Annotated in this window: 21 protein-coding genes, 1 tRNA gene and 1 pseudogene; 11 read left to right on the top strand and 12 right to left on the bottom strand. The window is 70.5% G+C overall.

The genetic code is table 11. The features are described 5' to 3' along the window. The first annotated feature begins 24 nt into the window (after positions 1-24). Positions 25-1,200 carry a hypothetical protein gene (locus D0D15_RS01765; RefSeq protein WP_233157062.1) on the top strand — a complete coding sequence of 392 codons (1,176 nt, stop codon included), beginning with the start codon at positions 25-27 and terminating at the stop codon, positions 1,198-1,200. A gap of 22 nt (positions 1,201-1,222) precedes the next feature. Here the strand turns inward: D0D15_RS01765 and D0D15_RS01760 are convergent, their stop codons facing one another. From D0D15_RS01760 to D0D15_RS01750, 3 genes are all read right to left on the bottom strand, one after another. Further along, entirely contained in the window at positions 1,223-1,984 is a 762-nt protein-coding gene (locus D0D15_RS01760) for a methyltransferase domain-containing protein (protein WP_094003584.1), read from the bottom strand. Between the two features lie 183 nt (positions 1,985-2,167). Beyond that, a tRNA-Ser gene (locus D0D15_RS01755) sits at positions 2,168-2,252 on the bottom strand. 20 nt (positions 2,253-2,272) lie between these two features. Further along, on the bottom strand, positions 2,273-2,737 hold the full coding sequence (locus tag D0D15_RS01750; RefSeq protein WP_094003583.1) for a MarR family winged helix-turn-helix transcriptional regulator: 465 nt from the start codon (positions 2,735-2,737) through the stop codon (positions 2,273-2,275). A 475-nt stretch (positions 2,738-3,212) separates the two neighbouring features. Between D0D15_RS01750 and ypfJ the strand changes: the two genes are divergently transcribed. Further along, positions 3,213-4,124, top strand: a complete 912-nt coding sequence (gene ypfJ / locus D0D15_RS01740) for a KPN_02809 family neutral zinc metallopeptidase (RefSeq protein WP_094003581.1) — start codon at positions 3,213-3,215, stop codon at positions 4,122-4,124. A 454-nt stretch (positions 4,125-4,578) separates the two neighbouring features. Here ypfJ and D0D15_RS01735 read toward each other — a convergent pair whose 3' ends face one another. Then, on the bottom strand, positions 4,579-6,063 hold the full coding sequence (locus D0D15_RS01735) for a M28 family metallopeptidase (protein WP_094003580.1): 1,485 nt from the start codon (positions 6,061-6,063) through the stop codon (positions 4,579-4,581). 75 nt (positions 6,064-6,138) lie between these two features. Between D0D15_RS01735 and D0D15_RS01730 the strand changes: the two genes are divergently transcribed. Together D0D15_RS01730 and D0D15_RS37990 are read left to right on the top strand one after the other, a co-directional pair. Next, positions 6,139-7,116, top strand: a complete 978-nt coding sequence (locus D0D15_RS01730; protein ID WP_094003579.1) for an NAD(P)H-quinone oxidoreductase — start codon at positions 6,139-6,141, stop codon at positions 7,114-7,116. A 259-nt stretch (positions 7,117-7,375) separates the two neighbouring features. Continuing rightward, positions 7,376-7,597: pseudogene (locus D0D15_RS37990) on the top strand (integrase core domain-containing protein); the annotation flags it as partial. On the opposite strand, the gene D0D15_RS01720 reads toward D0D15_RS37990, so the two are convergent. Further along, on the bottom strand, positions 7,594-8,793 hold the full coding sequence (locus D0D15_RS01720) for a cysteine desulfurase-like protein (protein ID WP_094003578.1): 1,200 nt from the start codon (positions 8,791-8,793) through the stop codon (positions 7,594-7,596). The pseudogene D0D15_RS37990 and the gene D0D15_RS01720 overlap by 4 nt on opposite strands. Before the next feature lie 123 nt (positions 8,794-8,916). On the opposite strand from D0D15_RS01720, the gene D0D15_RS01715 reads away from it, so the two are divergent. Next, positions 8,917-9,471: a bacterial proteasome activator family protein gene (locus D0D15_RS01715; RefSeq protein ID WP_094003577.1), complete on the top strand. Its 555-nt coding sequence runs from the start codon at positions 8,917-8,919 to the stop codon at positions 9,469-9,471. Between the two features lie 91 nt (positions 9,472-9,562). On the opposite strand, the gene D0D15_RS01710 is transcribed toward D0D15_RS01715, so the two are convergent. Genes D0D15_RS01710 through D0D15_RS01690 form a run of 5 tightly spaced genes read right to left on the bottom strand, consistent with a single transcriptional unit; the run spans position 9,563 to position 14,393 of the window. Continuing rightward, a complete protein-coding gene (locus D0D15_RS01710) occupies positions 9,563-11,182 on the bottom strand; it encodes a hypothetical protein (RefSeq protein WP_143266137.1) in 1,620 nt (539 codons plus the stop codon). Continuing rightward, positions 11,183-11,620 (bottom strand): hypothetical protein, encoded by a 438-nt coding sequence (locus D0D15_RS01705; RefSeq protein WP_094003575.1) that lies wholly within the window; start codon positions 11,618-11,620, stop codon positions 11,183-11,185. Then, complete coding sequence (locus D0D15_RS01700; RefSeq protein ID WP_233157061.1) at positions 11,617-12,300, bottom strand: hypothetical protein; 684 nt, start codon at positions 12,298-12,300, stop codon at positions 11,617-11,619. Before D0D15_RS01700 ends, D0D15_RS01705 begins: the two co-directional genes overlap by 4 nt. Before the next feature lie 36 nt (positions 12,301-12,336). Continuing rightward, the gene (locus D0D15_RS01695; RefSeq protein WP_094003574.1) at positions 12,337-13,203 is read right to left on the bottom strand and encodes an N-acetylneuraminate synthase family protein; all 867 of its coding nucleotides are present in this window, start codon (positions 13,201-13,203) and stop codon (positions 12,337-12,339) included. Next, positions 13,200-14,393 carry an acylneuraminate cytidylyltransferase gene (locus D0D15_RS01690; protein ID WP_244214926.1) on the bottom strand — a complete coding sequence of 398 codons (1,194 nt, stop codon included), beginning with the start codon at positions 14,391-14,393 and terminating at the stop codon, positions 13,200-13,202. Before D0D15_RS01690 ends, D0D15_RS01695 begins: the two co-directional genes overlap by 4 nt. A 139-nt stretch (positions 14,394-14,532) precedes the next feature. On the opposite strand from D0D15_RS01690, the gene wzm reads away from it, so the two are divergent. Genes wzm through D0D15_RS01670 form a run of 4 tightly spaced genes read left to right on the top strand, consistent with a single transcriptional unit; the run spans position 14,533 to position 17,521 of the window. After that, positions 14,533-15,486, top strand: a complete 954-nt coding sequence (gene wzm, locus D0D15_RS01685) for a galactan export ABC transporter permease subunit Wzm/RfbD (RefSeq protein ID WP_115944178.1) — start codon at positions 14,533-14,535, stop codon at positions 15,484-15,486. A gap of 9 nt (positions 15,487-15,495) precedes the next feature. After that, positions 15,496-16,305 carry a galactan export ABC transporter ATP-binding subunit Wzt/RfbE gene (wzt, locus tag D0D15_RS01680; RefSeq protein ID WP_094003561.1) on the top strand — a complete coding sequence of 270 codons (810 nt, stop codon included), beginning with the start codon at positions 15,496-15,498 and terminating at the stop codon, positions 16,303-16,305. Between the two features lies 1 nt (position 16,306). Continuing rightward, positions 16,307-17,218 carry a galactofuranosyltransferase GlfT1 gene (glfT1, locus tag D0D15_RS01675; protein ID WP_094003560.1) on the top strand — a complete coding sequence of 304 codons (912 nt, stop codon included), beginning with the start codon at positions 16,307-16,309 and terminating at the stop codon, positions 17,216-17,218. 60 nt (positions 17,219-17,278) lie between these two features. Beyond that, positions 17,279-17,521, top strand: a complete 243-nt coding sequence (locus D0D15_RS01670) for a hypothetical protein (protein ID WP_094003559.1) — start codon at positions 17,279-17,281, stop codon at positions 17,519-17,521. Between the two features lie 388 nt (positions 17,522-17,909). On the opposite strand, the gene D0D15_RS01665 is transcribed toward D0D15_RS01670, so the two are convergent. Together D0D15_RS01665 and D0D15_RS01660 are read right to left on the bottom strand one after the other, a co-directional pair. Then, positions 17,910-19,850, bottom strand: coding sequence for a glycosyltransferase (locus D0D15_RS01665; protein ID WP_094003558.1), 1,941 nt, complete (start codon positions 19,848-19,850; stop codon positions 17,910-17,912). Between the two features lie 67 nt (positions 19,851-19,917). After that, the gene (locus tag D0D15_RS01660; RefSeq protein WP_167481436.1) at positions 19,918-20,400 is read right to left on the bottom strand and encodes a GtrA family protein; all 483 of its coding nucleotides are present in this window, start codon (positions 20,398-20,400) and stop codon (positions 19,918-19,920) included. Between the two features lie 76 nt (positions 20,401-20,476). Between D0D15_RS01660 and dprE1 the strand changes: the two genes are divergently transcribed. Both dprE1 and dprE2 read left to right on the top strand, forming a co-directional pair. Continuing rightward, a complete protein-coding gene (gene dprE1, locus D0D15_RS01655; RefSeq protein WP_094003556.1) occupies positions 20,477-21,868 on the top strand; it encodes a decaprenylphosphoryl-beta-D-ribose oxidase in 1,392 nt (463 codons plus the stop codon). Next, positions 21,865-22,623, top strand: coding sequence for a decaprenylphospho-beta-D-erythro-pentofuranosid-2-ulose 2-reductase (gene dprE2, locus D0D15_RS01650; RefSeq protein ID WP_094003555.1), 759 nt, complete (start codon positions 21,865-21,867; stop codon positions 22,621-22,623). The genes dprE1 and dprE2 overlap by 4 nt, the downstream gene beginning before the upstream one ends. Positions 22,624-22,705: the final 82 nt, after the last annotated feature.

Below are 22,705 nucleotides of genomic sequence, written 5' to 3'. Positions count from 1 at the left end.
TCTCTCGAACCGGGCGGAGAGGCTGTGACAGCTGGGGAGAAACAGCGGCCTGGTCTGGATGCGCGCCCGAAACCCCGTCCTGGTGTCCTGCGTGTCGCGTTCGGTTTGGTGCTCGCCGGGGTCGCCGCGCTGCTGACGGTCGTGTCCTGGCAGTCGGGCCCCGGCTGGCCGACCGCCCTGCACGACGTGCTGGAGGCGGTGTTTCCGCTGGTCATCGTGGTGGGCGCGGGGATCGGCGGGTACGAGCTGTTCGTGCACCCGTGGCTGGTGAGCGAGATGGCGCGCATCTCCGGTCCGCGGATCGTCGAAGCACTGCTCCCCCAGCAGGTCATGGAGACCTTCCTGCACTCGATCTACGGCGACAACGAGGCCAACCGCGATGTGGTGACCGGCGTGCTGGGCGGGGAGGGGCTGCGTCCGCTCGGCGGGGACCTGACGATCAGCACCCACACCGGGGTGACGTTCGAGCTGAGCGCGGTGGACCACGAGATCTACCACCTGACTACCGCGGTGACGTACAGCTTCAAGAAGAACGTGCACGTCGACCGGTTCATCATCTTCGCGACGTGCAACGCGCTGCTGCGGGACTCGATCAGCGCCGGGTGCCAGCTGCCGCTGTTCGAGCTGTGGTTCGTGCCGGACAGCTCGCTGTTCGAAAGCTCGGTGGACGACATGTTGCCGTCCGTGCGCCTGCGGATCGAGTACCTCGACGGCGAGGGCAGGCACCGCGTGGCGTCCTCGAGCAGGCTTGAACTGCGCGAGGTGAAGTACCAGCAGTGGGCCGACTACCTGACGTTCTTCCGCACCAACATGGGCCCGCTCCCCCGGCAGAACACGCTCGACCACCTCGCCGACCTGCGCATCTTCGAGTGCGACCTGTCCGACATCGCCGGCGACGACCACACGGTGGCCGCGATCGAGCGCCTGTCGATGCGGGCGACCGCGCTGCAACGCATCGACGATGGTTATTGCTACTGGCAGGCGCCGTACCCGTGCTACGTCGAGCGGATCTCCATGTCGACCAAGGAGCTGGACCTCGACGGCGGGGACGCGTTCGAGTTCCGGGTGGTGCCGTTCACGTTCCGGTCGAACACGGCGTCGGCGCGGTGGCTGAAGCCGGAGGAGCTGAGCGACCTGGACGTGCGGTCCTGGCTGCTGCCGGGCCACGGGGTGGCGCTGCTGTGGCGGCCGGCGAAATGAGCCGCGGGGGAACGTCCTGTGCTCAGGCCGGTTTGCGTGCCTCCACCAGCACCCGCGAGGCGTGTGCGACGAACGGGCCCCGCTCGGTGATCTGGTCGTGCAGCTCGCGTAGCCGGTCGCGGTAGGTCTCGACCGTGAAGCCGGGCACCATCCACACCACCTTGCGGAGGAAGTAGATCACCGCGCCGACGTCGAAGAACTCCATCCGGAGCCGCTCGTGCCGCTGGTCCACGACCCGCAGGCCGGCGGCCTCCGCCGCGGCGCGTTCGTCGTCCGGGTGCCGCAGCCGGTGCGTTCGCCGGTCCAGGGGGCCCAGGAAGTACTCGACGAGTTCGAAGGCGCTGGCCGGTCCGACGTGCTGAGCGAAGTACGTGCCACCCGGCCGCAGGACCCGGCTGATCTCGTCCCACCACGGCGCCACCGGATGCCTGCTGGTGACGAGGTCGAAGACGGCTTCGGCGAACGGCAGCGGCGGCGACTCGCCCTGGGCGACGACGTGCACGCCACGGGGGCGGAGGAGCCCGGCGGCCTTGGCGAGGTTCGGCGGCCACGACTCGGTGGCCACCATCAGCGGCGGGAAGGTGGCCCGCGCCCCGGCCAGCACCTCGCCACCGCCGGTCTCCAGGTCCAGTGCCGCGTCGACACCGGCCAGCCGCTGCCCCAGCAGCCGCTGGTAGCCCCAGGACGGTCGTTGCTCGGTCGCCCGCCCGTCGAGCCAGGAGAAGTCCCAGCCCTCGACGGGCGCCGATTCCGCCTCGCGCACCAGTTCGGCGAAGGAGCGCACGGCACCGCCTTTCCGGTCGACTGTGGTCGGCCCAGCTGCCGATCGTCCCTTTCCTGGCAGACGGCCGGCAGACGGCGCGCGCGAGTTTCGCTCAGCCGAGGAACGACTCCGGAAGGTCGCCTCACGGGGCGGTTGCCGGGCGAGTGCGTCTGCCCCGCCCGGCATCCGCCCTGGTCAACGGCGCGGAAGCGGAGGGATTTGAACCCCCGGTCGGTTTCCCGACGCTCGCTTTCAAGGCGAGTGCATTCGGCCGCTCTGCCACGCTTCCCTGGGCCTCAGGGTAGCGGCTCAGCCGCCCAGGCCCTCGAGGTGTTCGTCGACCCGGGAGAAGACCCTGGCGAGCACCGCCTGCTCCTCGGGGGTCATCAGATCGATCAGGTGGGCCCGGACGCCCTCGACGTGCGTCGGCGCGGCTTCTTTCAGCAGGGCCTCTCCGCCGGGGGTCAGTTCGGCCACCACGCCGCGCTTGTCGTCCGGGTCGGGTGCCCGCCGGGCCAGGCCGGCGGCTTCCATGCGCGCTATCTGGTGCGACAGGCGGCTCTTCGTGGAACCGATCATGGCCGCCAGCTCCGACATCCGCATCCGCCGCTCCGGCGCCATCTCCAGGCACACGAGGACCTCGTAGTCGGTCAGCGACACGTCGTGCGCGGCCGCCAGTTCGCGGTGCAGCCGCTGGCGGAGCCGCAGCGTGGCGACGACGTACGCGCGCCACGCCGACATCTCCGGCTCGCTCAGCCAGCGCACCTCAGCCATGTACCGAACAGTAGCCCGGAACCGCGATTACCAACCAACGAGGGACGACGCTCCGGTTGAGGATTCGCCCGCGCAGGCGCATGCTTGAGGGCAACGGCGGATCGGTCACCGGTCCAGGGACGCACTACCCGGGTGCGGTCCATCGAGCCGTCCGCCGGGAGAGGGTCAGGTGGTTCAATGACGAGAAGTTCCTCGCGGTTGACTACCGGATACAGCTGTGGACCCACAGCCGGGATGCGGTGAACCCAGTCCGGCTGTGACTGTGAGCAGCAACGGGTTTCCATCTCGATGCGCCTCGACCATCGCTTGCGCACCACGGCGATTTCGAGCCTGCCTCAGTGCGGTCTCCGTGTCCGCACAGCAGAGCTCCTCGCCGGCCCGCGACGTGGTCAGCCGCTGATTACAATTGACAACCTCGGTAATCCTGGGTGCGGACTCGCGGAGTCCGCACCCAGGCTTGTGTGAGGGAGACGCGGTGAGGTTTGACGAAGGCGCCGGGCTGGACACGTCCGAGGTCGACGACCTCCGCGGCGGCGGTGGGGGCATCGGGAGCCGGGTCGCGCTCGGCGGCGGTGGGCTCGGCGTCGTCGGCGTGATCATCTACTTCGTGCTCTCCCAGATCGGCGGGGTCAGCCCGAGCGGCGTGGGCGGCCTGGGCGAACTCGGCTCCGGCGAGCAGGTCAGCAACGGCTCGCTGGCGCAGGAATGCCGCACCGGCGCGGACGCCAATTCCAATCACGACTGCGCGATCGTCGCCATCGTGAACTCCATCCAGGACTACTGGAGCGACCAGTTCGCCCGCTCCGGCCGCACGTACCGCGCCGCGCAGACGAACTTCTTCAGCGGCGGCGTGCGCACCGGGTGCGGCAGCGCGACCTCCGACGTCGGCCCGTTCTACTGCCCGGCCGACTCCGAGGTCTACATCGACCTGTCCTTCTACGACGAACTGCGCACCCGGTTCGGCGCGGAGGGCGGCACGTTCGCCGAGGCGTACGTGCTGGCGCACGAGTACGGCCACCACGTGCAGAACCAGCTCGGCACGTCCCGCCGGGTCGGCAACGAGACGGGGCCGACCTCGGGTTCGGTGCGGCTCGAACTGCAGGCCGACTGCTACGCCGGGGTGTGGGCCAACCACGCGACGACCACGCCGTCGTCGACCGGGCGGCCGCTGATCAGTGAGATCACGCAGGACGACATCGACCGCGCGCTGGACACCGCGTCCCGCATCGGCGACGACTACATCCAGTCCCACCTCGGCGGCGGGCAGGTGGACGAATCGCAGTTCTCGCACGGCACGTCGGCCCAGCGGGAGCGGTGGTTCACGACGGGGCTCCAGACCGGCGACCCGGCGCGGTGCGACACCTTCGGAACGAACAACCTCGGGTGACGCGCGTGGACCGTTCGTGCGGGGGTGAGTGGACCGTTCGTGCGGGAGCGAGCGGGACTTTCGTGCGGGAGTGAGTGGGACTTTCACGCGGTGGGCAGACCTTTTGCGGCGGGTGGGCCACTCGCGCGTCAGCGGGTGGGATTTTCGTGGACCGGCGAATGGGCATCTCGTAGTTCCGCGAACACGAATCTCGCGGTGTGAACCACCGCCGTGCCGGTGGGCCACTCGCGCGCGACCGAGTGGGCCACTCGCGCGTCAGCGAGTGGGACTTTCGTGGGAGACAAGCCGCCGCAGAGGAGAACGCTCGCGCTCGGCGGGTGCATGAGGGAATCGCCATCGAGGCAGGCCAGCGCAGGCGGGCAACGCGAGCAAGCAGCGCAGGGTGCAAGCAGCCCGGCAGGTGAGAGGTACTCCGGGTGGGCGCCGCCCGTGGAGTGGCGCCCACCCGAGAACCTCAAGCCACCGCCAGCTCCGCCGCCTTGGTCACCGCCGGGGTGCGGTGTGGCTTCACCGCCGCCGTGCCGGGCTTGACTCCGTTCACGGACTCCGTGCTCAGCGCGAACCTGCCCAGCGTCCACGCGACCGCGTCCGCGTTGCGGTCCAGCGCCACCCGGTCGACGTTCCCCAGGTTGTCGCACGCCTGGTGGTAGCACGGGTCGTACGCGACACCCGCCTGGCCGCCCCATTTCGCCGCCTGCTCCGGCGTCTTCACGCCCTCCGCGCCCGTGAACAGGCCACCTGCGGGGATCCCGACCGCGATGAACTCGCCGTAATCCGACCGGCCGTCGAAGTCCTTGCCCTCCGTCGGCACGCCGCGACCATTCAAATACCCAGCCAACTCGGCCTCGATCTGCGCCGAACCGTACGGGCCCGGGCCGGCGCCCACACCGTCGGAATTGTCGCCGTCATAAGCGAAGTACCCCGCGTTCGGCGAACCGATCATGTCGAAATTCAGGTACAACGCGATGTCCAGCTGCTGCTCGAAACTCAGCGAATCCACGTAGTACGTCGAGCCGACCAGCCCGAACTCCTCCGCGCTCCACCACCCGAACCGCACCGCGTTCTCCACCTTCGGCTTTCCGCCGAGCTGCAACGCGATCTCCAGCAATGCCGCCGAACCCGTGCCGTTGTCGTTGATGCCCGGCCCCTCCGGCACGCTGTCCAGGTGCGCGCCGGCCATCACGACGTTGTCCTTGCGACCGGTCTTCGTCTCGGCGATCACGTTGTAGGACGTGCGCTCCTCCCGGAACTCGCGCAGGTCCAGCGTCACCGTGGCACCGTTCAGCCCGGACAGCGCCTGCCCGTCCGCCTGGGAAATGCCACCCGTCGGGATGCGCGCGGCCGCCGGGTCACCGAGGGTGCCGTTCAGCGGACCGGCCACGTTGTTGTAGATGACCGCGCCGATCGCGCCCGCGTCCGCCGCGGCCGCCTGCTTCTGCGCGAACGGGCAGGCGCCGCGCGGCACCAGGACGATCTTGCCCGCGACACCGGCGTAATCCGACGCCTCACAACCGGGCGTGGCGTCCACCGGGACCACGGCCAGCGGCGCGGTGATCCCGCCCGCCGGCGTCGACGCCGAATACGTCATCACGGTGATCGGCACGTCGGCGCCGTTCACCGTCAGCTTTTCCGCGATCGTTTCCGTGTAGGTGAACGGGAACTCCTGCCGCGTCACCGAATACCCGGCGGCTTCCAGCTTGCCGGCGATGTACTCGGCGGACTCGGCGTGCCCGCCGGTTCCGGCGGCGCGGTTGCCGTCGTTGCGGTCGGCGATGCGTTGCAACGCGATCAGGTGCCGGTTGATGGCACCCACGTCGGTTTTCGCGACGAGCTGGTCGGGTAGCGGGGACGGGGCTGCGATCGCGGCCGGGGTGGCGGCCGTCGCGAATGCGGCGGTCAGCACCAGGGCGGCAAAGGGTCTCTTTGGCCGAAGTGACATGAGGAGTCACTGTTGTCCCGATTCGCGCCGAGGTCAATCGTGCATTCGGTGTACCCCGGCAATAGGGTCGGGCACATGCATGCGATCAAGCTCCGTGAACCCGGCGGCCCGGACAACCTCGAGTGGGCCGAGGTCCCCGATCCGCGGCCCGGCCCCGGTGAGGTGCTCCTCGACGTCGCCGCGAGCGCGGTGAACCGGGCCGATCTGCTGCAGCGCCAGGGCAACTACCCGCCGCCGCCCGGGGCGAGCGACATCCTCGGGCTCGAGTGCTCGGGCACGGTCGCCCAGCTGGGCGAGGGCGTCGACGGCTGGCAGGTCGGCGACGAGGTGTGCGCGCTGCTCGCCGGCGGCGGTTACGCCGAACGCGTCGTCGTGCCCGCCGGGCAGCTGCTGCCCGTCCCCGGTGAGGTCGACCTCATCACCAGCGCCGGCCTGCCCGAGGTCGCCTGCACCGTGTGGTCGAACGTGGTCATGCACGCGCACCTGGCCGAGGGCGAGGTGCTGCTCGTGCACGGCGGCGCCGGTGGCATCGGCACCCACGCGATCCAGGTCGGCAAGGCACTGGGCGCGACGGTCGCGGTCACCGCGGGCTCGGCCGACCGGCTGGACCGCTGCCGCCAGCTCGGCGCGGACCTCGCGATCGACTACAAGGAGCAGGACTTCGTCGAGGTGTTGCGCGACGAGACCGGCGGCGCCGACGTCATCCTCGACAACATGGGCGCGAAGTACCTGGACCGCAACGTCAGCGCCCTGAAGACCGGCGGCCGCCTGGTGATCATCGGGATGCAGGGCGGCGTCAAGGGCGAGCTGAACATCGGCAAGCTGATGGCCAAGCGCGCCAGCGTCGCCGGGACCACGCTGCGGGCGCGGCCGGTGGACGACAAGGCCCGGATCGTCGCCGACGTGCGGGAACGGCTGTGGCCGCTGGTCGCCGAGGGCACGGTCCGGCCGGTGATCGGTCAGGTCGTGCCGATGTCCGAGGCCGCCAAGGCGCACCAGGCCCTCGAGGAGGGCGGCGTGTTCGGCAAGGTACTGCTCTCGGTCCGCGGCTAGCTGTGCTGCCCGGGGAGGTTGTGAACGTGGGGACGCGTAGTTGATGATCTTGAAATGAGGGGGGACCTCCGCCGAACCCCGACACGTACGGAGCGGCGGATCATCAAGGTGCGGGTGCTGCGCCGGTGGGGGCCGGCGCGCATCGCTGCCTTGCTGGCGCCGCGCCACCGGCAACCAGCACCGCAAGGTCACCACCAGCGCCCGCTCCCCCGGCAAACCGCAGATCGGCTACAGCTGTCTGCACAACGCCGCGGACGATCACTCCCGGCTGCGCCCCTGTCGGCCGCAAACCAGCGGCAAAGTAGAGCGCTTCAACCGCACCCTGCTCGACGAATGGGCCTACGCCCGGCCCTACCACTCAGAAGACCAACGGCGCGCCGCCTTGCCACACTTTCTCCACGACTACAACCATCACCGACACCACCCCAGCATCGGCGGCCCATCCACCACCCGCGTACCCAACCTCAGACAGAACAGCTAGCGCAGCTCGTCCAGTACCCGCACCAGCTGGTTGACCTCGAAGACGTTGGAGTAGTGGGCGAGCGCTATCCGCACCGCGCCGCCTACCTCTCCGACGCCGAGCGCGGCGAACACGCCGCTGGTGCCGAGGTCGGCGAACGCGCACAGGCCCTGCGCGGCCAGGTACTCCGCGACCTCCGGCGCCTTCTTGCCCATGACCGTGAACGCCAGCGCGGGGATGCGACGCATCGCGTCGCCGATGACCATGACGTGCCGCAGCGCGCGCAGTTCCGTGCTGAGCTGGGCGAGCAGCCCGGCGTGGTACGACTTCGCCGAGCCGAGCGACGTCACCAGCCGCTCGCGGCGGGAGCCGGTGGCCGCGTCGTCCAGGCCGGCGAGGTAGTCGATGGACGCGATCAGCCCGGCCAGCAGCGGATACGCGTGCGGGCCCAGCTCCAGCCGGGCCGGGCCGCGGGCGCCCGGGTCGAGCGACGTGGACGGCAGTCGTTCCAGCAGGTCGGGGTCGCGGAAGACGAGCGCGCCGACGGCCGGGCCGCCCCAGGCCTGCGCGGACACCACGAGCACGTCCGCGCCGAGGGCGTTCATGTCGAGCGGCAGGAACGGCGCCGCGGCGGTGGCGTCGACGACCACCAGCGCGCCGACGCGCTTGGCGAACTCGGCGATCGTCGGCACGTCGGGCCGGGTGCCGACCGAGCCGGAGGCGGCGGTGACGGCGACGGCTTTCGTGCGGGCGTTGACCAGGTTCTCGTACTGCCAGGCCGGCAGCTCGCAGTTCTCGATGTCGATCTCGGCCCAGCGCACGACCGCGCCCACGCGTTTCGCGCCGTGTGTCCAGGGCGCGATGTTGGTCTGCTCGTCCAGGCGCGAGACCACCACCTCGTCGCCCAGGGTCCAGCGCTCCGAAAGCACGTCGACAAGTCGACGCAGCAGCACCGCCGCGCTCGAACCGAGCACGACACCGGCCGGATCGGCACCGACGAGATCGGCCACCGCCCGCCTGGCCGCGGTCACGATGCTCTCCGCGCGCTGGGACGCCGGGAACGCGCCACCCGGGCCGGAGACCGGGGCACGCATCGCCGTCGACACGGCCGAGGCCACCTGTTCGGGTACCAGCATTCCGGCAGGGCCGTCGAAGTGGATCCAGCCGTCACCCAGCGCGGGGAACAACCCACGAATTCGAGCGACGTCGAACGCCATGGACAACACCGTACGGAGGGGTAGTTTCGCAATGCGTCCGGGGTTGGGCTGTCGCCGACCGCGGGCGTGCGCGACCGCTAGGCTCGAACACAGCGGCGTTGCCGGACCAGCCAGGATGGAGCAATGACGGAACCGAGGTTTTCCGAGTCACCCTCGCCCGACGAGCAGCCGCACCGCGTGGTCGTGGTGGGGCCGGACGGCTCGCCGGTGGGGACGGCGCGAATCCCGAACAAGGACGACGAGCAGCAGGAATCGGTCGGTGACCTCGTCGAAGAGCCGGCGAAGGTCATGCGGATCGGCACGATGATCAAGCAGCTGCTGGAGGAGGTGCGGGCCGCGCCGCTGGACGACGCGAGCCGCGACCGGCTGCGCGAGATCCACCAGACGTCCGTGAAGGAGCTGGAGCAGGCGCTGGCGCCGGAGCTGCAGAGCGAGCTGGAGCGGCTGGTCAAGCCGTTCACCGACGGCACCACCCCGTCGGACGCCGAGCTGCGCATCGCCCAGGCTCAGCTCGTCGGCTGGCTGGAGGGCCTGTTCCACGGCATCCAGACGGCGCTGTTCGCGCAGCAGATGGCCGCGCGGGTGCAGCTGGAGCAGATGCGCCGCGGGCTGCCCGCCGGGCGCGGCGGCCAGGAGGGCCAGGCGCCGGGGATCAGCGGGACGGGTCAGTACCTGTGAGTGCCGGCGCGCGAGTGTGGGACTCGCGCGCCGGAACGCAGAACTCGGCGCGCTGAGCGTGGGACTCGCGCGCGGGAGCGTGGGACTCGCGTCAGCGGGCGCGGGGGCAGACCACCACGTCGTCGTTCGTGAGGGGCCGTGAGCAGTCGAACCGGGTGTCGATCAGGCCCGGTGGCAGCTCAGCGGCGTCGATCCACAGCGGCTGGATCACGACGTACGCCACGGACGGATCGGACAGGCAGGCGGCGTTCTCCGCGTAGCTCGCCGTGGCCCGCAGCGACGGCAGGTACGTGCCGCGCCGCAGGTAGGCCGGCGACGGGTAGCGGCACGGCGTCGGGTTGCCCATGAAGTAGGCGATGTCGCCGAAGGCCAGGTAGACCACCGGGGTGTCGGCGCCGATGCGGTCCCGGACGGCCAGCATCTCCTCGGTGAACTTGTGCTCGATCGCCACCCGGCCGGCGTTGGTGTAGTCGGCGTGGACGCCGTCGAACGAGTACGGCGTCGTCGGCAGGATGGGCACCGTCAGCGCGAGCACCCCGACCAGCACCGGCACCGACAGCAGCTGCCGCCCGCCGCGGCCGGGCTCGACCGCGCAGGCCAGCATCGCCACGACCACCAGGCCGGCGAGCAGCCCGTACGCGAGCGCGCCGTGGCCGGAGCGCCAGTCGAACGACGCGCCCAGGCACACCCGCGCGGCGAACAGGACCACGACCGTCGCCCCGACCAGCGTCCACGGCGGCCGCCCGTGCACCAGCGTCCAGCGCGCCGCGGCCAGCGCCCACAACCCGGCGGCCAACGGGACCCACGCGGCCAGGTGGTACTGGAACCACTGCCCCTGGATCACCGCCGCGCCCAGCACGAGGGCCAGCGCGAGCACCGTGAGGACCGGCCAGGCCCACCGCCGCCGCGACACCCGCACCAGCACCACCAGGCTCGCCGGCAGCAGCGCGACCAGCGGCACGAGCATGGCTTCGTTGGCCGCGAACTTCACCACCGCGCCGAAGTCCCGGACCGCACCCTCGTCGAGCAGCCACGCCTCGCGCAGCCAGCGCCATTCGCGCGGCGCGAGCAGGCTCAGCCCGAACAACGCGAACCCGGACACCACGGCGGTGACCCCGGCGACCAGGGCGCGCCGCCGGTCCAGCACGGCGATCACGCCGAGCGCGATCAACGCGGTCGGCAGGGTCGTGTACTTGACCAGCACCGCCAGCGCCAGCAGCAGCCCGCCGAGCACGCTGGACGTCCGCAGCGCGGCCCCGATCGCGGCCACGCCGAACAGGGCCGCGACCCACTCCGGCTGCAGGAAGTCCCAGTTCGGCGCCAGCGCCAGGGCCAGCCCGACCGCCGCGGCCACCGCGGACGCCTCCCCCGACGGCAGCCGCTGCCGCAGCCCGGCCCGCAGCCACCAGGCCGCACCGGCGACGAAGGCCAGCGCGACCAGCCGGATCAGCCCCTCACCGACGCCGACCGAACCGACGTCGAACACGCTCAGTCCCTCGGCCAACCAGCGGTAGGCCAGCGGCCGGTGCACGAACGTCCCGGTCGCGCCGAACGGGCTGACGTCCAACCCGCCCAGCACGTAGCGGACGTCGTGGCCGAGCCCGATCCAGGAGGCGGTCAGCGCCACCGGCAGCGCCGCGACCGCCGCCCACACCCATCCCCGGATCGGTTTGCGACGTGCCCGTTCGCGGACGGGATGGGTGGCCGTCATCTACTCGCCCGCTCTCTCGACGCGCACCGACAGCGCCTCCTCGAGCCGCGCCAGCCGCTCCTCGTACCTGGCCACCGCGGACAGCCGCGCCCGGACGCGCGCGTGCTCGGCGCGGACCTCCTCGACCGCCGAGACCGGCGCGCTGCCGTCGGTGACCGGGCGCTCCAGCCCGGCCAGCCTGCTGTCCAGCCCGGCCACGTGCGCGGCCAGGCGGCGCAGCTCGTCGTCGTGCCAGCGGTGGTGGCCGGCCAGCTCGTCGCAGCGGCCGGTCACCCCGTCCCGCAGCTCACGCAGCTCGCCGCGCAGCCCGTCCAGCTCCGCGTGCAGGTGGTCGAGCCGCGGCCCGAACCGCTCGTCGGTGACCTGCTCGATCCGCCACCGCAGCCGCTTCCACACCGGGAAGCCGGCGGCCTTGACCAGTTTCTTCGCGGCGTTCACGGCACCACCTCGATTCGGCCCGCGTCGCGCCACGAGCGCAGCAACGCGGATTCGGCGTGCAACCGGTGGTCCCCGGTCACCTTCACGTCCTCGCCCCAGGCGTGGGCGAACGAAGTCTGCTCCGGCTCGTCGACGATCGAGAACCCGGCCAGCCGGATCTTCGCCGCGGGGAACAGGGTCACGGCCAGGTACGCGGTCAGCGTGCCGGTGGTCGCCCAGGTCGCCGACGCGGTGTCCAGCCCGAGAGCCCGGCTCAGCGGCACCACGTAGGGGCGGTTCGGGATCGGCACGAAGCCCAGGTCGGCCGGCCACCAGTCCGGGATGTTCGCCGGCTCCCAGTGCATCCGCCCCGGCTCGGCCAGCAGGTACAGGCGCGAGGTGTAGTCGGCGAAGGTGTGCGGGCTGGCCACGACGCCCCGGTGCAGCACCACGACGTCGGTCCGGCGCCCGTAGCCCGGCTCGCCCCCGGGCTCGTCGAGCGCGAACGTGGTCATCCGCACGACCAGGTCGCTGTCGTCGATCGACGCGGCCCGCTCCCGCGACGGCGGCATCGGCGCGTTCCCGACCACGGTCAGGGTTTCCACGCGCCCGCCGCGGCCGTAGGCGGTCAGCAGGTCGCGGAGCGTGTCCCGCTCCGTCCCGACCGCGGCCGTCTCGGAGACGGTCTCGGCGAGGTACACGGCAATCACCCTTCGTCGTCGAGGCGACGACTCTAGCTACGTTCGCCGGAGTCGGCGACGCGGAGCCTCTTCACCTGGGAAGACCCGCTTGACCCCGTCGCCGAGGGCGGTTTCCACGGCCCGGATGTCCCGCACCAGCCGGCGCAGCCCGTCCGGCTCCAGCGAGGCGGCCTGATCCGATCCCCACATCGTGCGGTCCAGCGTCACGTGCCGCTCCACCACGCACGCCCCCAGCGCGACGGCGGCGATCGAGACCTGCAGGCCGCGCTCGTGCCCGGAGTAGCCCACCGGCACGCCGAAGCGCTCGGCGAGCGTGTGGATCGTGCGCAGGTTCGCCTCCTCCGGCGGGCACGGGTAGGTCGAGGTGGCGTGCAGCAGCACCAGCCGGTCGGTGCCCAGCAGCTCGACCGCCGCGTCGATCTCGGCCATCGTGGACATGCCGGTGGACAGGATCACCGGGCGGCCGGTGTCGCGCAGCGCGGTGAGCAGCTCGCGGTCGGTCACCGAGGCGGACGCGACCTTGTGGCACACCACGTCGAACTTCTCCAGGAAGTCCACGCTCGGCACGTCCCACGGCGAGGCGAACCAGGCGATGCCCTGCTCGGCGCAGTACCGGTCGATCTCCTGGTACTCGTCGAGCCCGAACTCGACCCGGTGCCGGTAGTCGAGGTAGGTCATCTCGCCCCACGGCGTCTCGCGGCGCGTGTCGCGCATGTCCGGCGGGGTCGCGATCTCCGGGGTCCGCTTCTGGAACTTCACCGCGTCCGCGCCCACCCGCGCCGCGATCTCGATCAGCCGCTTGGCGATGTCCACGTCGCCGTTGTGGTTGATCCCGATCTCCGCGACCGTGTAGACGGGCCGGCCGGGACCGACCTCGCGGTCCCCGATCCGCACGGCACTCACCGGTTGTTCCTCCGTTCGACGGCGTCCAGGACCAGGTCGGTCAGCTCGCGCACCGCACCCGCGCCTCCCGGCCGGGTCAGCACGAGCAGGGCGGCGCGGCGGACCTCCGGCAGCGCGTCGGCGACCGCGACCGGCCAGCCCACCAGGGCCATGCACTCCAGGTCGCGCAGGTCGTTGCCGACGTAGGCGACGCGCGCCGGGTCGAGCCGCTGCTCGGCGAGCCAGGTCTTGAGCACGGCGGCCTTGTCCCCCACCCCGTGCAGCACCGCCGCGCCGAGCTTGCGGGCCCGCGCGGCGACCACCGGGTTCTGCTCGACCGACAGGATCATCAGCGGGATCCCGGCCGCCTTGAGCCGCGCCGCGCCCGCCCCGTCGGAACGGCTGACCACGACCCCCTCGCTGCCGTCCTGCAGGACGATCGCGGTGTCGTCGGTGTGCACCCCGTCGAAGTCGGTGACCACGGCGTCCACGTCGATGCCGGTGTGCGGCGGCGGGTCGATGACGGCGGCCAGCGCGCGGGCGATCGCCAGGTCCTCCGGGGTGTCGATCTCCACGGCGTGCTCGGCGGGGGTCTCCACCAGGCCGATCCGGCCGAAGAAACGGTGGCCGGCGGTGCGGAAGCCGGGCACGCGCATGCCGTAGACGGCACCGGTCTCGCGGTACTCCGGCTCGCGGTCCTGCCGTCGCGGCCGGAACGAGGCGTCGTGGTTGACCGCCAGCGCGCCGCCCGTGGTGTCCCGGCGCCACAGGAACTCGTGCACCCGCACCGCGGTGAACGCGCAGTCCCAGCCGCCGTCGACGATCAGCGAGATCACGTTGTCCACGGTCTCCGGCGCGATGAACGGCGAGGTGCACTGCACCAGCAGCACCACGTCCGGTTCGCCGTCGGCCGTGTCGCGCATCTCGTCCAGCACGTGGCGGAGGACGGCCTCGGAGCTGACCGAGTCGCCGGACAGCTCCGGCGGGCGGGGCAGGACCGTGGCGCCACCGGCCCTGGCGACGGCGCTGATGTCGCCACTGTCCGTGCTCACCACGACCTGGTCGACGCGGGCCGCGGCGGCCAGCGACCGGATCGCCCTGGCGATCAGCGGGGCGTCGCCGACCTGCGCGAGGTTCTTGCCCGGTACGCCCTTGGAGCCGCCCCTGGCCGGGACGACCGCCAGCACGCGGGTCTTCGGGGTCTCAGGCACGGGGGCGAGGGTACGTGACGATCCTGTGCACGCTGCCGTCACGCGCGGTTGCACAGCGTGATTTCCGGCGATGATCAGCCAAACCGGACGTCTCCGCCCTGCCCGGAGTGCGTGTGTCCCGCTCGCTACGCTAGGTCCCGTGCAAGCCACCAGCACGGTCCAGCAGACCAGCGACGATCTCGCCCGCGCGGCTGAGCTTCCGCCGTTGTCGGACAGCCGCACGTTCGGGCGCGCGTTCGGCGACATCAAGGAAGGCCTCCGCCAGCGCGAACTGTGGAGCCACCTCGGCTGGCAGGACATCAAGCAGCGCTACCGCCGGTCGGTGATCGGGCCGTTCTGGATCACCATCAGCCAGGGCGTCATCGCGCTCGGCCTCGGCCTGCTGTACTCGCAGCTGTTCAACATGCACATCCAGACGTTCCTGCCCTACATCAGCGCGGGTTTCATCGTCTGGGCCTTCATCAGCGGCTGCCTGACCGAGGGCATGGAGACCTTCATCGCCAACGAGGGCCTGATCAAGCAGATCCGCGCGCCGTTGACCGTCTACGCGCTGCGCACGGTGTGGCGGCAGACGCTGATGTTCGCGCACAACCTGATCGTCATCGTGGTCGTGGTCGGCATCTTCTTCGGCAGCCTGAACCAGGACTACGCGCTGTCGCAGAACGGGTTGTGCACGCCGGACAACATCTGCCACCCCGGCCTGGGCTGGTACACGCTCACCGCGATCCCGGCGTTCTTCCTGCTGGCGTTCAACGGCGTCTGGGTCACGCTGCTGCTGGGCATCATCTCCACCCGCTACCGGGACATCCCGCAGGTGATCAACTCGCTGATCCAGCTGCTGTTCTACCTGACCCCGATCGTGTGGCCGATCGACCAGCTCAAGAGCGGCCAGCGCGAGGGCGTCAGCTGGGCCGAGCCGATCATCCACCTCAACCCCATCTACCACTTCGTCCAGATCCTGCGCGCGCCGCTGATCGGGCAGGCCGTCAGCCCGTGGAGCTGGGTCGCCGTGGGTGGCATCACGATCGTGGGCTGGCTGCTCGCGCTCGTCGCCATGCGCAACTACCGGTCCCGCGTCTCCTACTGGGTGTGAGAACGACCAATGGTCAGCATTGATGTGCAGAACGCGTACGTCGACTTCCCGATCTTCGACGCCAAGACGCGCTCGCTGAAGAAGAAGGTCCTCGGCAAGGTCGGCGGCAAGATCGGCACCGAATCGAAGGTGCCGATCATCGAGGCGCTGCAGGACATCACCCTGTCGCTGCGCGAGGGCGACCGCGTCGGGCTGGTCGGCCACAACGGCGCCGGCAAGTCGACCCTGCTGCGGCTGCTGTCGGGCATCTACGAGCCCACCCGCGGTCTCGCGCGGGTCGAGGGCAAGGTCGCGCCGGTGTTCGACCTGGGTGTCGGCATGGACCCGGAGATCTCCGGCTACGAGAACATCATGATCCGCGGCCTGTTCCTCGGCATGACGCGCAAGCAGATGGAGAAGCGGGTCGACGACATCGCCGAGTTCACCGAGCTGGGCGACTACCTGCAGATGCCGCTGCGCACCTACTCGACCGGTATGCGGGTGCGGCTCGCGCTGGGCGTGGTGACCACGATCGACCCGGAGATCCTGATCCTGGACGAGGGCATCGGCGCGGTCGACGCGGCGTTCCTCAACAAGGCGCGGGACCGGCTGGTGGATCTGGTGAACCGCTCCGGCATGTTGGTCTTCGCCTCGCACGCCGACGACCTACTCTTGGAGCTGTGCACGACGGCCATCTGGATGGACGAGGGCCGGATGAAGATGCGGGGCGGCCTGCGCGAAGTGCTCACCGCGTACAAGGGCCGGGACCCGTTCGAGAACATCAGCGCGGAAGCCGCGCAGCGGATCGACGCCGCGCCGGCGGTACAGGGCGGGGAGTGACATGAGCGGTCCGGAGCAGGCTCCGATGCGACCGGGCGGCGTGGCGGCGGTGGTCGTCACGCGGCACCGCCGTGAGCTGCTCGCGGACTCGTTGAAGATCATCGCCGCGCAGACCCGGCCGGTGGACCACCTGGTGGTCGTGGACAACGGTCCCGACCAGTCGGCGCGCGACGTCGTGGAGTCGTTCCCGGGGCAGTACACGTACCTGCCGTCGCACCACAACCTCGGTGGCGCGGGCGGGTTCGCGCTCGGGATGCTGCACGCGCTCGCGCTGGGCGCCGACTGGGTGTGGCTGGCCGACGACGACGGCCGCCCGGCGGACGAGACGGTGCTGGCGGTGCTCCTGGAGGAGGCCGAGAAGCGCGGGCTGGCCGAGGTTTCGCCGATGGTCACGAACATCAACGCGCCGGAGAAGCTGGCGTTCCCGCTGCGGCGCGGGCTGACGTGGAAGCGCTCCTCGGCCGAGCTGGGCACCGACTTCCTGCCCGGAATCGCGTCGCTGTTCAACGGTGCGTTGTTCCGGGCGTCCACTTTGGATGTGGTCGGCGTGCCGGACCTGCGGCTGTTCGTGCGCGGCGACGAGGTCGAGGTGCACCGGCGGCTGGTCCGCTCCGGTCTGCCGTTCGGCACGTCGCTGCGCGTGTCGTACCTGCACCCGGACGGCTCGGACGAGTTCAAGCCGATGCTCGGCGGGCGGTTCCACGCGCAGGACCCGGAGAACGAGGTCAAGCGCTACTACACCTACCGCAACCGCGGGTACCTGCTGTCCCAGCCCGGCATGCGGAAGATCGGGGCACTGGAGATCCTGCGGTTCGGGTTGTACTTCGTGGGCGTGAAGCGGGATCCCGCCGGGTTCGTGCAGTGGCTGAAGCTGGTGCGGCAGGGACAGCGGGAGCGGTTCTTCCGCTACTGAGCGCTTGCGCTGTCGGCGAACTTCGTTGCCGGCAAGATCGGTGGCTGGTGTGCTGGGTGCATGGCCGATGAGAAACCCGCGCTCGTCCTGCACCTCGCGACCGGTGGCGAGCCGCTGCTGTTCGCCCTGCCGCCCGAGGACGTCGACGAGCTGGAAAAGGACCTGCACCTGCACCTGGAACACGGCTCGGTGCAGACCGTGCGGACGAAGGAAGGCTCCCGGGTCACCGTGAACTTCGCGCACGTGGCCGTGGCCTACATCGACGATCTGCAGCGGAAGAACAAGGTGTTCGGGTTGCACTGAGCCGACCGACCAGCGCCCGACCGGCAGTCCGGCCTTGAGCGGCGGTCCCGGTTCGAGCGGCGATTCGCCCCGGGCGGCCGGCCGGGCAACGATCCCGCGCGGGCGGCGGCCCGGCTCGCGCGAGGGTTCGCCCGGGTGGTCGCCTCGGGCAACGGCCCAGGCCGGGCGGCGGCCCCCACGCGGAGCGGCGGTTCCCCGGGGATGGCCGCCTGCGTGGCTCATGCCTGGCGGATCACCCTCGTGACGAGGCTGCTCGGCACCGCCAGCCATCGTTGGGACAGCGGCCACGCCCAGGACGGTTGGTGAACGCCACCCAGGCCGGTCGCCAACTCGACGAAAAACCGGCCCTGCCGCCGAAGCAGCAGGGCCGGCTCGAAACCACGAAGCCTCAGAGCCGGTACAGGCGCTTCCAGTTCTCGCGGCTGGTCAGTTGCGGCAGGGCGCGCTTGTACTGCGCCTGCACCGCGTGGCCCTCCTTGCGCAGCCGGTTCAGGGTCTTCACCGCGCGCTTGCCCAGCTCGAACATCCGTTCCCGGTCGTACTTGCGCACCCGGACGCCCTCCTGGGACGCGTCGGTCACGACCGCCGTGTCGAAGAGCGCCACGTGCCACCAGTGGGCCTCGTCGTTGGGCACGGCTCCCAGCGCGAAACGGGAGCGGCCGCGCAGCCGGTCGACGATTCGCTTCACCAGGATCAGCCGCTGCAGCGCGGGCCGCGGCGCGGTGTTGATGATTCCGATGTCGTTCGACGCGATGCCGGGGACCTCCGTCGCGTCGTGGCGCTTCGTCTCCGGGTACTGGGCCCGGATCGCCCGGATCTCCTGCATCGCGGCGACACCGCCGTCCTCCAGGATCGACGGGCCCTCCAGGAAGTCCTCGACCGCCTTGATCAGCGTGTGCGTCAGCCCGTACTGCATCCCCAGCAGGTACCGCACCACCTGCGCCATCAGCGTCCGGCACACCACGTTCAGGTTGAAATCACTGTGCAGCGCCGCGGTGATGATCGAGTTGCGCAGGTTGAAGTACCGGTGCCACTCGTCCCAGTCCTTCCAGTGGAAGTCGGCGTGCCAGACGCCGGCGCCGGGCAGCGTGACCGTCGGGAAGCCGTGCGCCCGCGCGCGGTAGCTGTACTCCGCGTCGTCCCACTGGAAGAAGAACGGCATCGGGTACCTGACGGCCTTGACCACCTCGTACGGGATCAGGCACGACCACCAGCCGTTGTACCCCGCGTCCAGGCGCCGGTCCTGGCGGTTCGGCTTGCCGGTCTCCTCGTCCACGCCCAGCAGGTCCGCCGTGTGCAGGCTGTGCTCCACCGGCACACCCGGCTCCAGCGTGTTCAGCCGCGCGTACTCCGCTCCCACGTGCAGCTGGTGCGGGTGCAGCAGGTTCAGCATCTGCCCGCCGACGATGACCGGGTTCGCGGCCAGGTTCGAAAACGCCGTCATCCGGACCACCAGGTCCGGCTCCAGCAGCACGTCGTCGTCCATGAACAGGACGTTCGCGTGCTCGGTCTCGGTGTGCCCGGCCACCTCGTACAGACCGCGGGTGAAGCCGCCCGCGCCGCCCAGGTTCGGCTGGGTGATGTAGTGCAGCTTGTCGCCCAGATCGGCCGCGACCTGCGCGAACCCGTCCCGCGAGTCCACCCGGTCGGTGCCCTGGTCGGCGACGTAGATCGCGTCCAGCGTGTCCAGCGACTGCAGGTCACCGGCCAGCGCCCGCAGGTTCTTCAGGCAGTCGTCGGCGCGGTTCATCGTGCAGATGGTCACCGCGGTCGGCCGGATCTTCTCCGGTGGCTCGACGGTCCACCGCACCCGCTCGACGGTCAGCCGCTGCCCCGCCTGGGTCTCCAGGTCCAGCCACAGCGCGCCGCCGTCGTAGAACTTGTCGATCTTCACGTCGAACTCGACCGACGCCTGGTCGGCCCCCTCGACCTCGCGCGCCTCGATCGTGCGCGGCTCGCCCTCGATGTCGGACGCGCGCACCGCGAGCTGGCCGGCGCCGCTCACGACGGCCTCGACGCGGACCTGGCGCACCTTCGTCCAGCGCTGCCAGTAGCTGGCCGGGAACCGGCCGAAGTAGGTGTTGCCGGACACGCGCGCCGACGGCTCCAGCGTCACGCCGTCGCGGCCGCGGTTCACCACGCCCTCGAGCACCTCGGAGTAGAGGTCCTTGGACACGATGGGCGACGGCCCGGCGTAGAGCCCGCGCTGCGCGGTCAGGCGGCCCTGCGGAACGTGTTCGGCGAACGTGGTCTGGTCCTGCGCCGCCTGGGCTCCGTTGGTCTTCGCCTCAGCGGGGGCAGGCTGTCCCGCGGCAGTCTTGCCGGCCATCAGTTCTCAGTCCTCCAGGGGAATCCGACTCGCGACCGCCAAGTTACACGGGTCACCTGTGAACGAATCACGAGCCGGACTCCGGCGAAACATCGGTCACACCCGGTTCCCGGAACACAACCCACTTGAGCATCACGAAGTTGATGGCGGTCGCGGTGCCCTGCGAGATCACCCACGCGACGGTCGGCTTGAACGCGAACTCGCCGAGCACGTGCAGCATCAGCGCGTTCACGCCGACCGCGACGAAGAATGTGACGCCGTACAGCAGGACGAAGCTGCCGATCTGCCCCTTGCCGCCCTTGCGGCCGCCGGAGAACGTGAACTTCCGGTTAAGGAAAAATGCGGTCGTCGTACCGATGATGAAACTGATCGCGCGGGCGACCGTGTCCCACGGAGCGTAATCGAGACCCAGCGCTCGCAACCCGGTGTAGGTACCGAGATCGAGCACCGCGCAAAATCCGCCGATCAGCGCGAATCGCACCAACTGGCCGAGCAGGCCCGGCGTCGCCTTCGCGGTCACTGCCTGCTCCTGCGGTTCCGTAGACACCACTGCACTACCTCACCAGCGTGCGATTTCCAGGACCGGAAAAGTGTAGAAGCGCCTCGGTCAAAGCCGCCCCTCGGGGATGGTTACCCTGGTCCGGGTGAACACGACACCGCATACCGAGCGGCGGACACTCACCGGGTGGGGTCGCACCGCCCCGACCGTCGCAGACGTGCTGACCACACCGGACGTGGAGACGATCGCCCGCGCGGTGGCGCAGGCCGGCGAGCGCGGCGTGATCGCCCGCGGGCTCGGCCGCTCCTACGGGGACCCGGCGCAGAACGCCGGTGGACTCGTCATCGACATGACCGCCCTGAACACGATCCACTCGATCGACCCGGACACCGGCGAGGTCGACCTGGACGCCGGGGTGAGCCTCGACCAGCTGATGAAGGCCGCGCTGCCGCACGGCCTGTGGGTCCCGGTGCTGCCCGGAACGCGCCAGGTGACCATCGGTGGCGCGATCGCCAACGACATCCACGGCAAGAACCACCACAGCGCGGGCAGCTTCGGCAACCACGTGCTGTCGATGGACCTGGTCACCGCGGACGGCCGGATCCGCACGCTGACCCCGGAGGGCCCCGAGTCGGAGCTGTTCTGGGCGACGGTCGCGGGCATCGGCCTGACCGGCATCATCGTGCGCGCGAAGATCCGGATGAAGAAGACCGAGAGCGCCTACTTCATCGTCGACGCCGACCGCACGTCGAGCCTGGACGAGACGCTGGAGCTGTTCAGCAACGGCTCCGACCTCAACTACGACTACTCGATGTCGGTGCCGGACCTCATCAACTCCGACAGCCGTCTCGGCCGGGCCACGTTCTCCCGCGGCTCGCTGGCCAAGCTGGACCAGCTGCCGCCGAAGCTGCGGGCCGATCCGCTGAAGTTCGACGCGCCGCAGCTGATGACGCTGCCCGACGTCTTCCCCAACGGCCTGGGCAACAAGCTCACCTTCGGGATGCTGAACAACATCTGGCAGCGCACGGTGCCGAAGAAGGGCGCGCGCGGCAAGATCCAGAACCTGACGCAGTTCTACCACCCGCTGGACATGCTCAGCGAGTGGAACCGCGCCTACGGCTCCAAGGGTTTCCTGCAGTACCAGTTCTCCGTGCCGTTCGGCCGGGAGAACGAGCTGAAGGAGCTGTGCCGCAAGATCGCCGGGTCCGGGCACTACTCGTTCCTGAACGTGTTCAAGCGGATGGGCGAGGGCAACCGGGCGCCGCTGTCCTGGCCGTCGCCGGGCTGGATGCTGTCCGTGGACTTCCCGATCAAGGACGGCCTGGGCCGCTTCTGCACCGAACTCGACGAAGACGTCCTGGCGGCCGGTGGCCGGCTGTACACGGCGAAGGACTCGCGCACCACGCCGGAGACCTTCGCGAAGATGTACCCCCGGCTGGAGGAGTGGCGCAAGATCCGCCAGTCGGTCGACCCCGAGGGCGTGTTCGCGTCCGACATGAGCCGGAGGCTTGAACTGTGATCGACGCTGTTGGCAACCCCCAGTCCCTGCTGCTGCTCGGCGGCACCTCGGACATCGCGCTGGCCATCGCGCAGAAGTACCTCGCGGACGCGCCCGAACTGCGTGTCGTGCTCGCGGCGCGGGCGTCCGAGCGGCGCAAGCTGGCCGCGGAGAAGCTGCGCGCGGCCGGCGCCACGGTGTCCGAAGTGGACTTCGACGCGAAGGACACCGCGTCCCACCCGGCGGTGCTGGACCAGGCGTTCTCGGCCGGGGACATCGACGTGGCCGTGGTGGCGTTCGGCCTGCTCGGCGACAACGAGGAGGCGTGGCAGAACCACGCCACCGCGGTCGAGCTGGCGACGGTGAACTACACGGCGGCGGTGTCGGTCGGCGTGGCGCTGGCGGACAAGCTGAAGAAGCAGGGCCACGGCTCGGTGATCGCACTGTCCTCTGTGGCCGGTGAGCGCGTGCGGCGGTCGAACTTCGTGTACGGCTCGACCAAGGCCGGGTTCGACGGGTTCTACCTGGGCCTGGGCGAGGCGCTGGCGCCGTTCGGGGTCAAGGTGACGGTCGTGCGGCCGGGCCAGGTCAAGACGAAGATGACCGAGGGCCTGGGCAAGGCGCCGCTGGAGCAGACCGCCGAGCAGGTCGCCGAAATCGCCGTGGACGCGGCGCGCAAGGGCAAGGACCTGGTGTGGGCGCCCGCGCAGTTCCGCGCGGTGATGTCGATCCTGCGGCACGTGCCGCGGCCGATCTTCCGCAAGCTGCCGATCTGATCGTTTCCCACGGCAACGCCCCGGGCGCCGCGATGGCCCCCGGGGCGTTGCCGCGTTCAGGGTCGGCCTGGGCGGGCACCCG

The sequence above is a fragment of the Amycolatopsis thermalba genome (assembly GCF_003385215.1).
GTDB classification, from domain to species: domain Bacteria; phylum Actinomycetota; class Actinomycetes; order Mycobacteriales; family Pseudonocardiaceae; genus Amycolatopsis_E; species Amycolatopsis_E thermalba.
The sequence above is the reverse complement of the archived record's forward strand: the minus strand, read 5'-3'. Positions and strand labels throughout refer to the sequence as shown.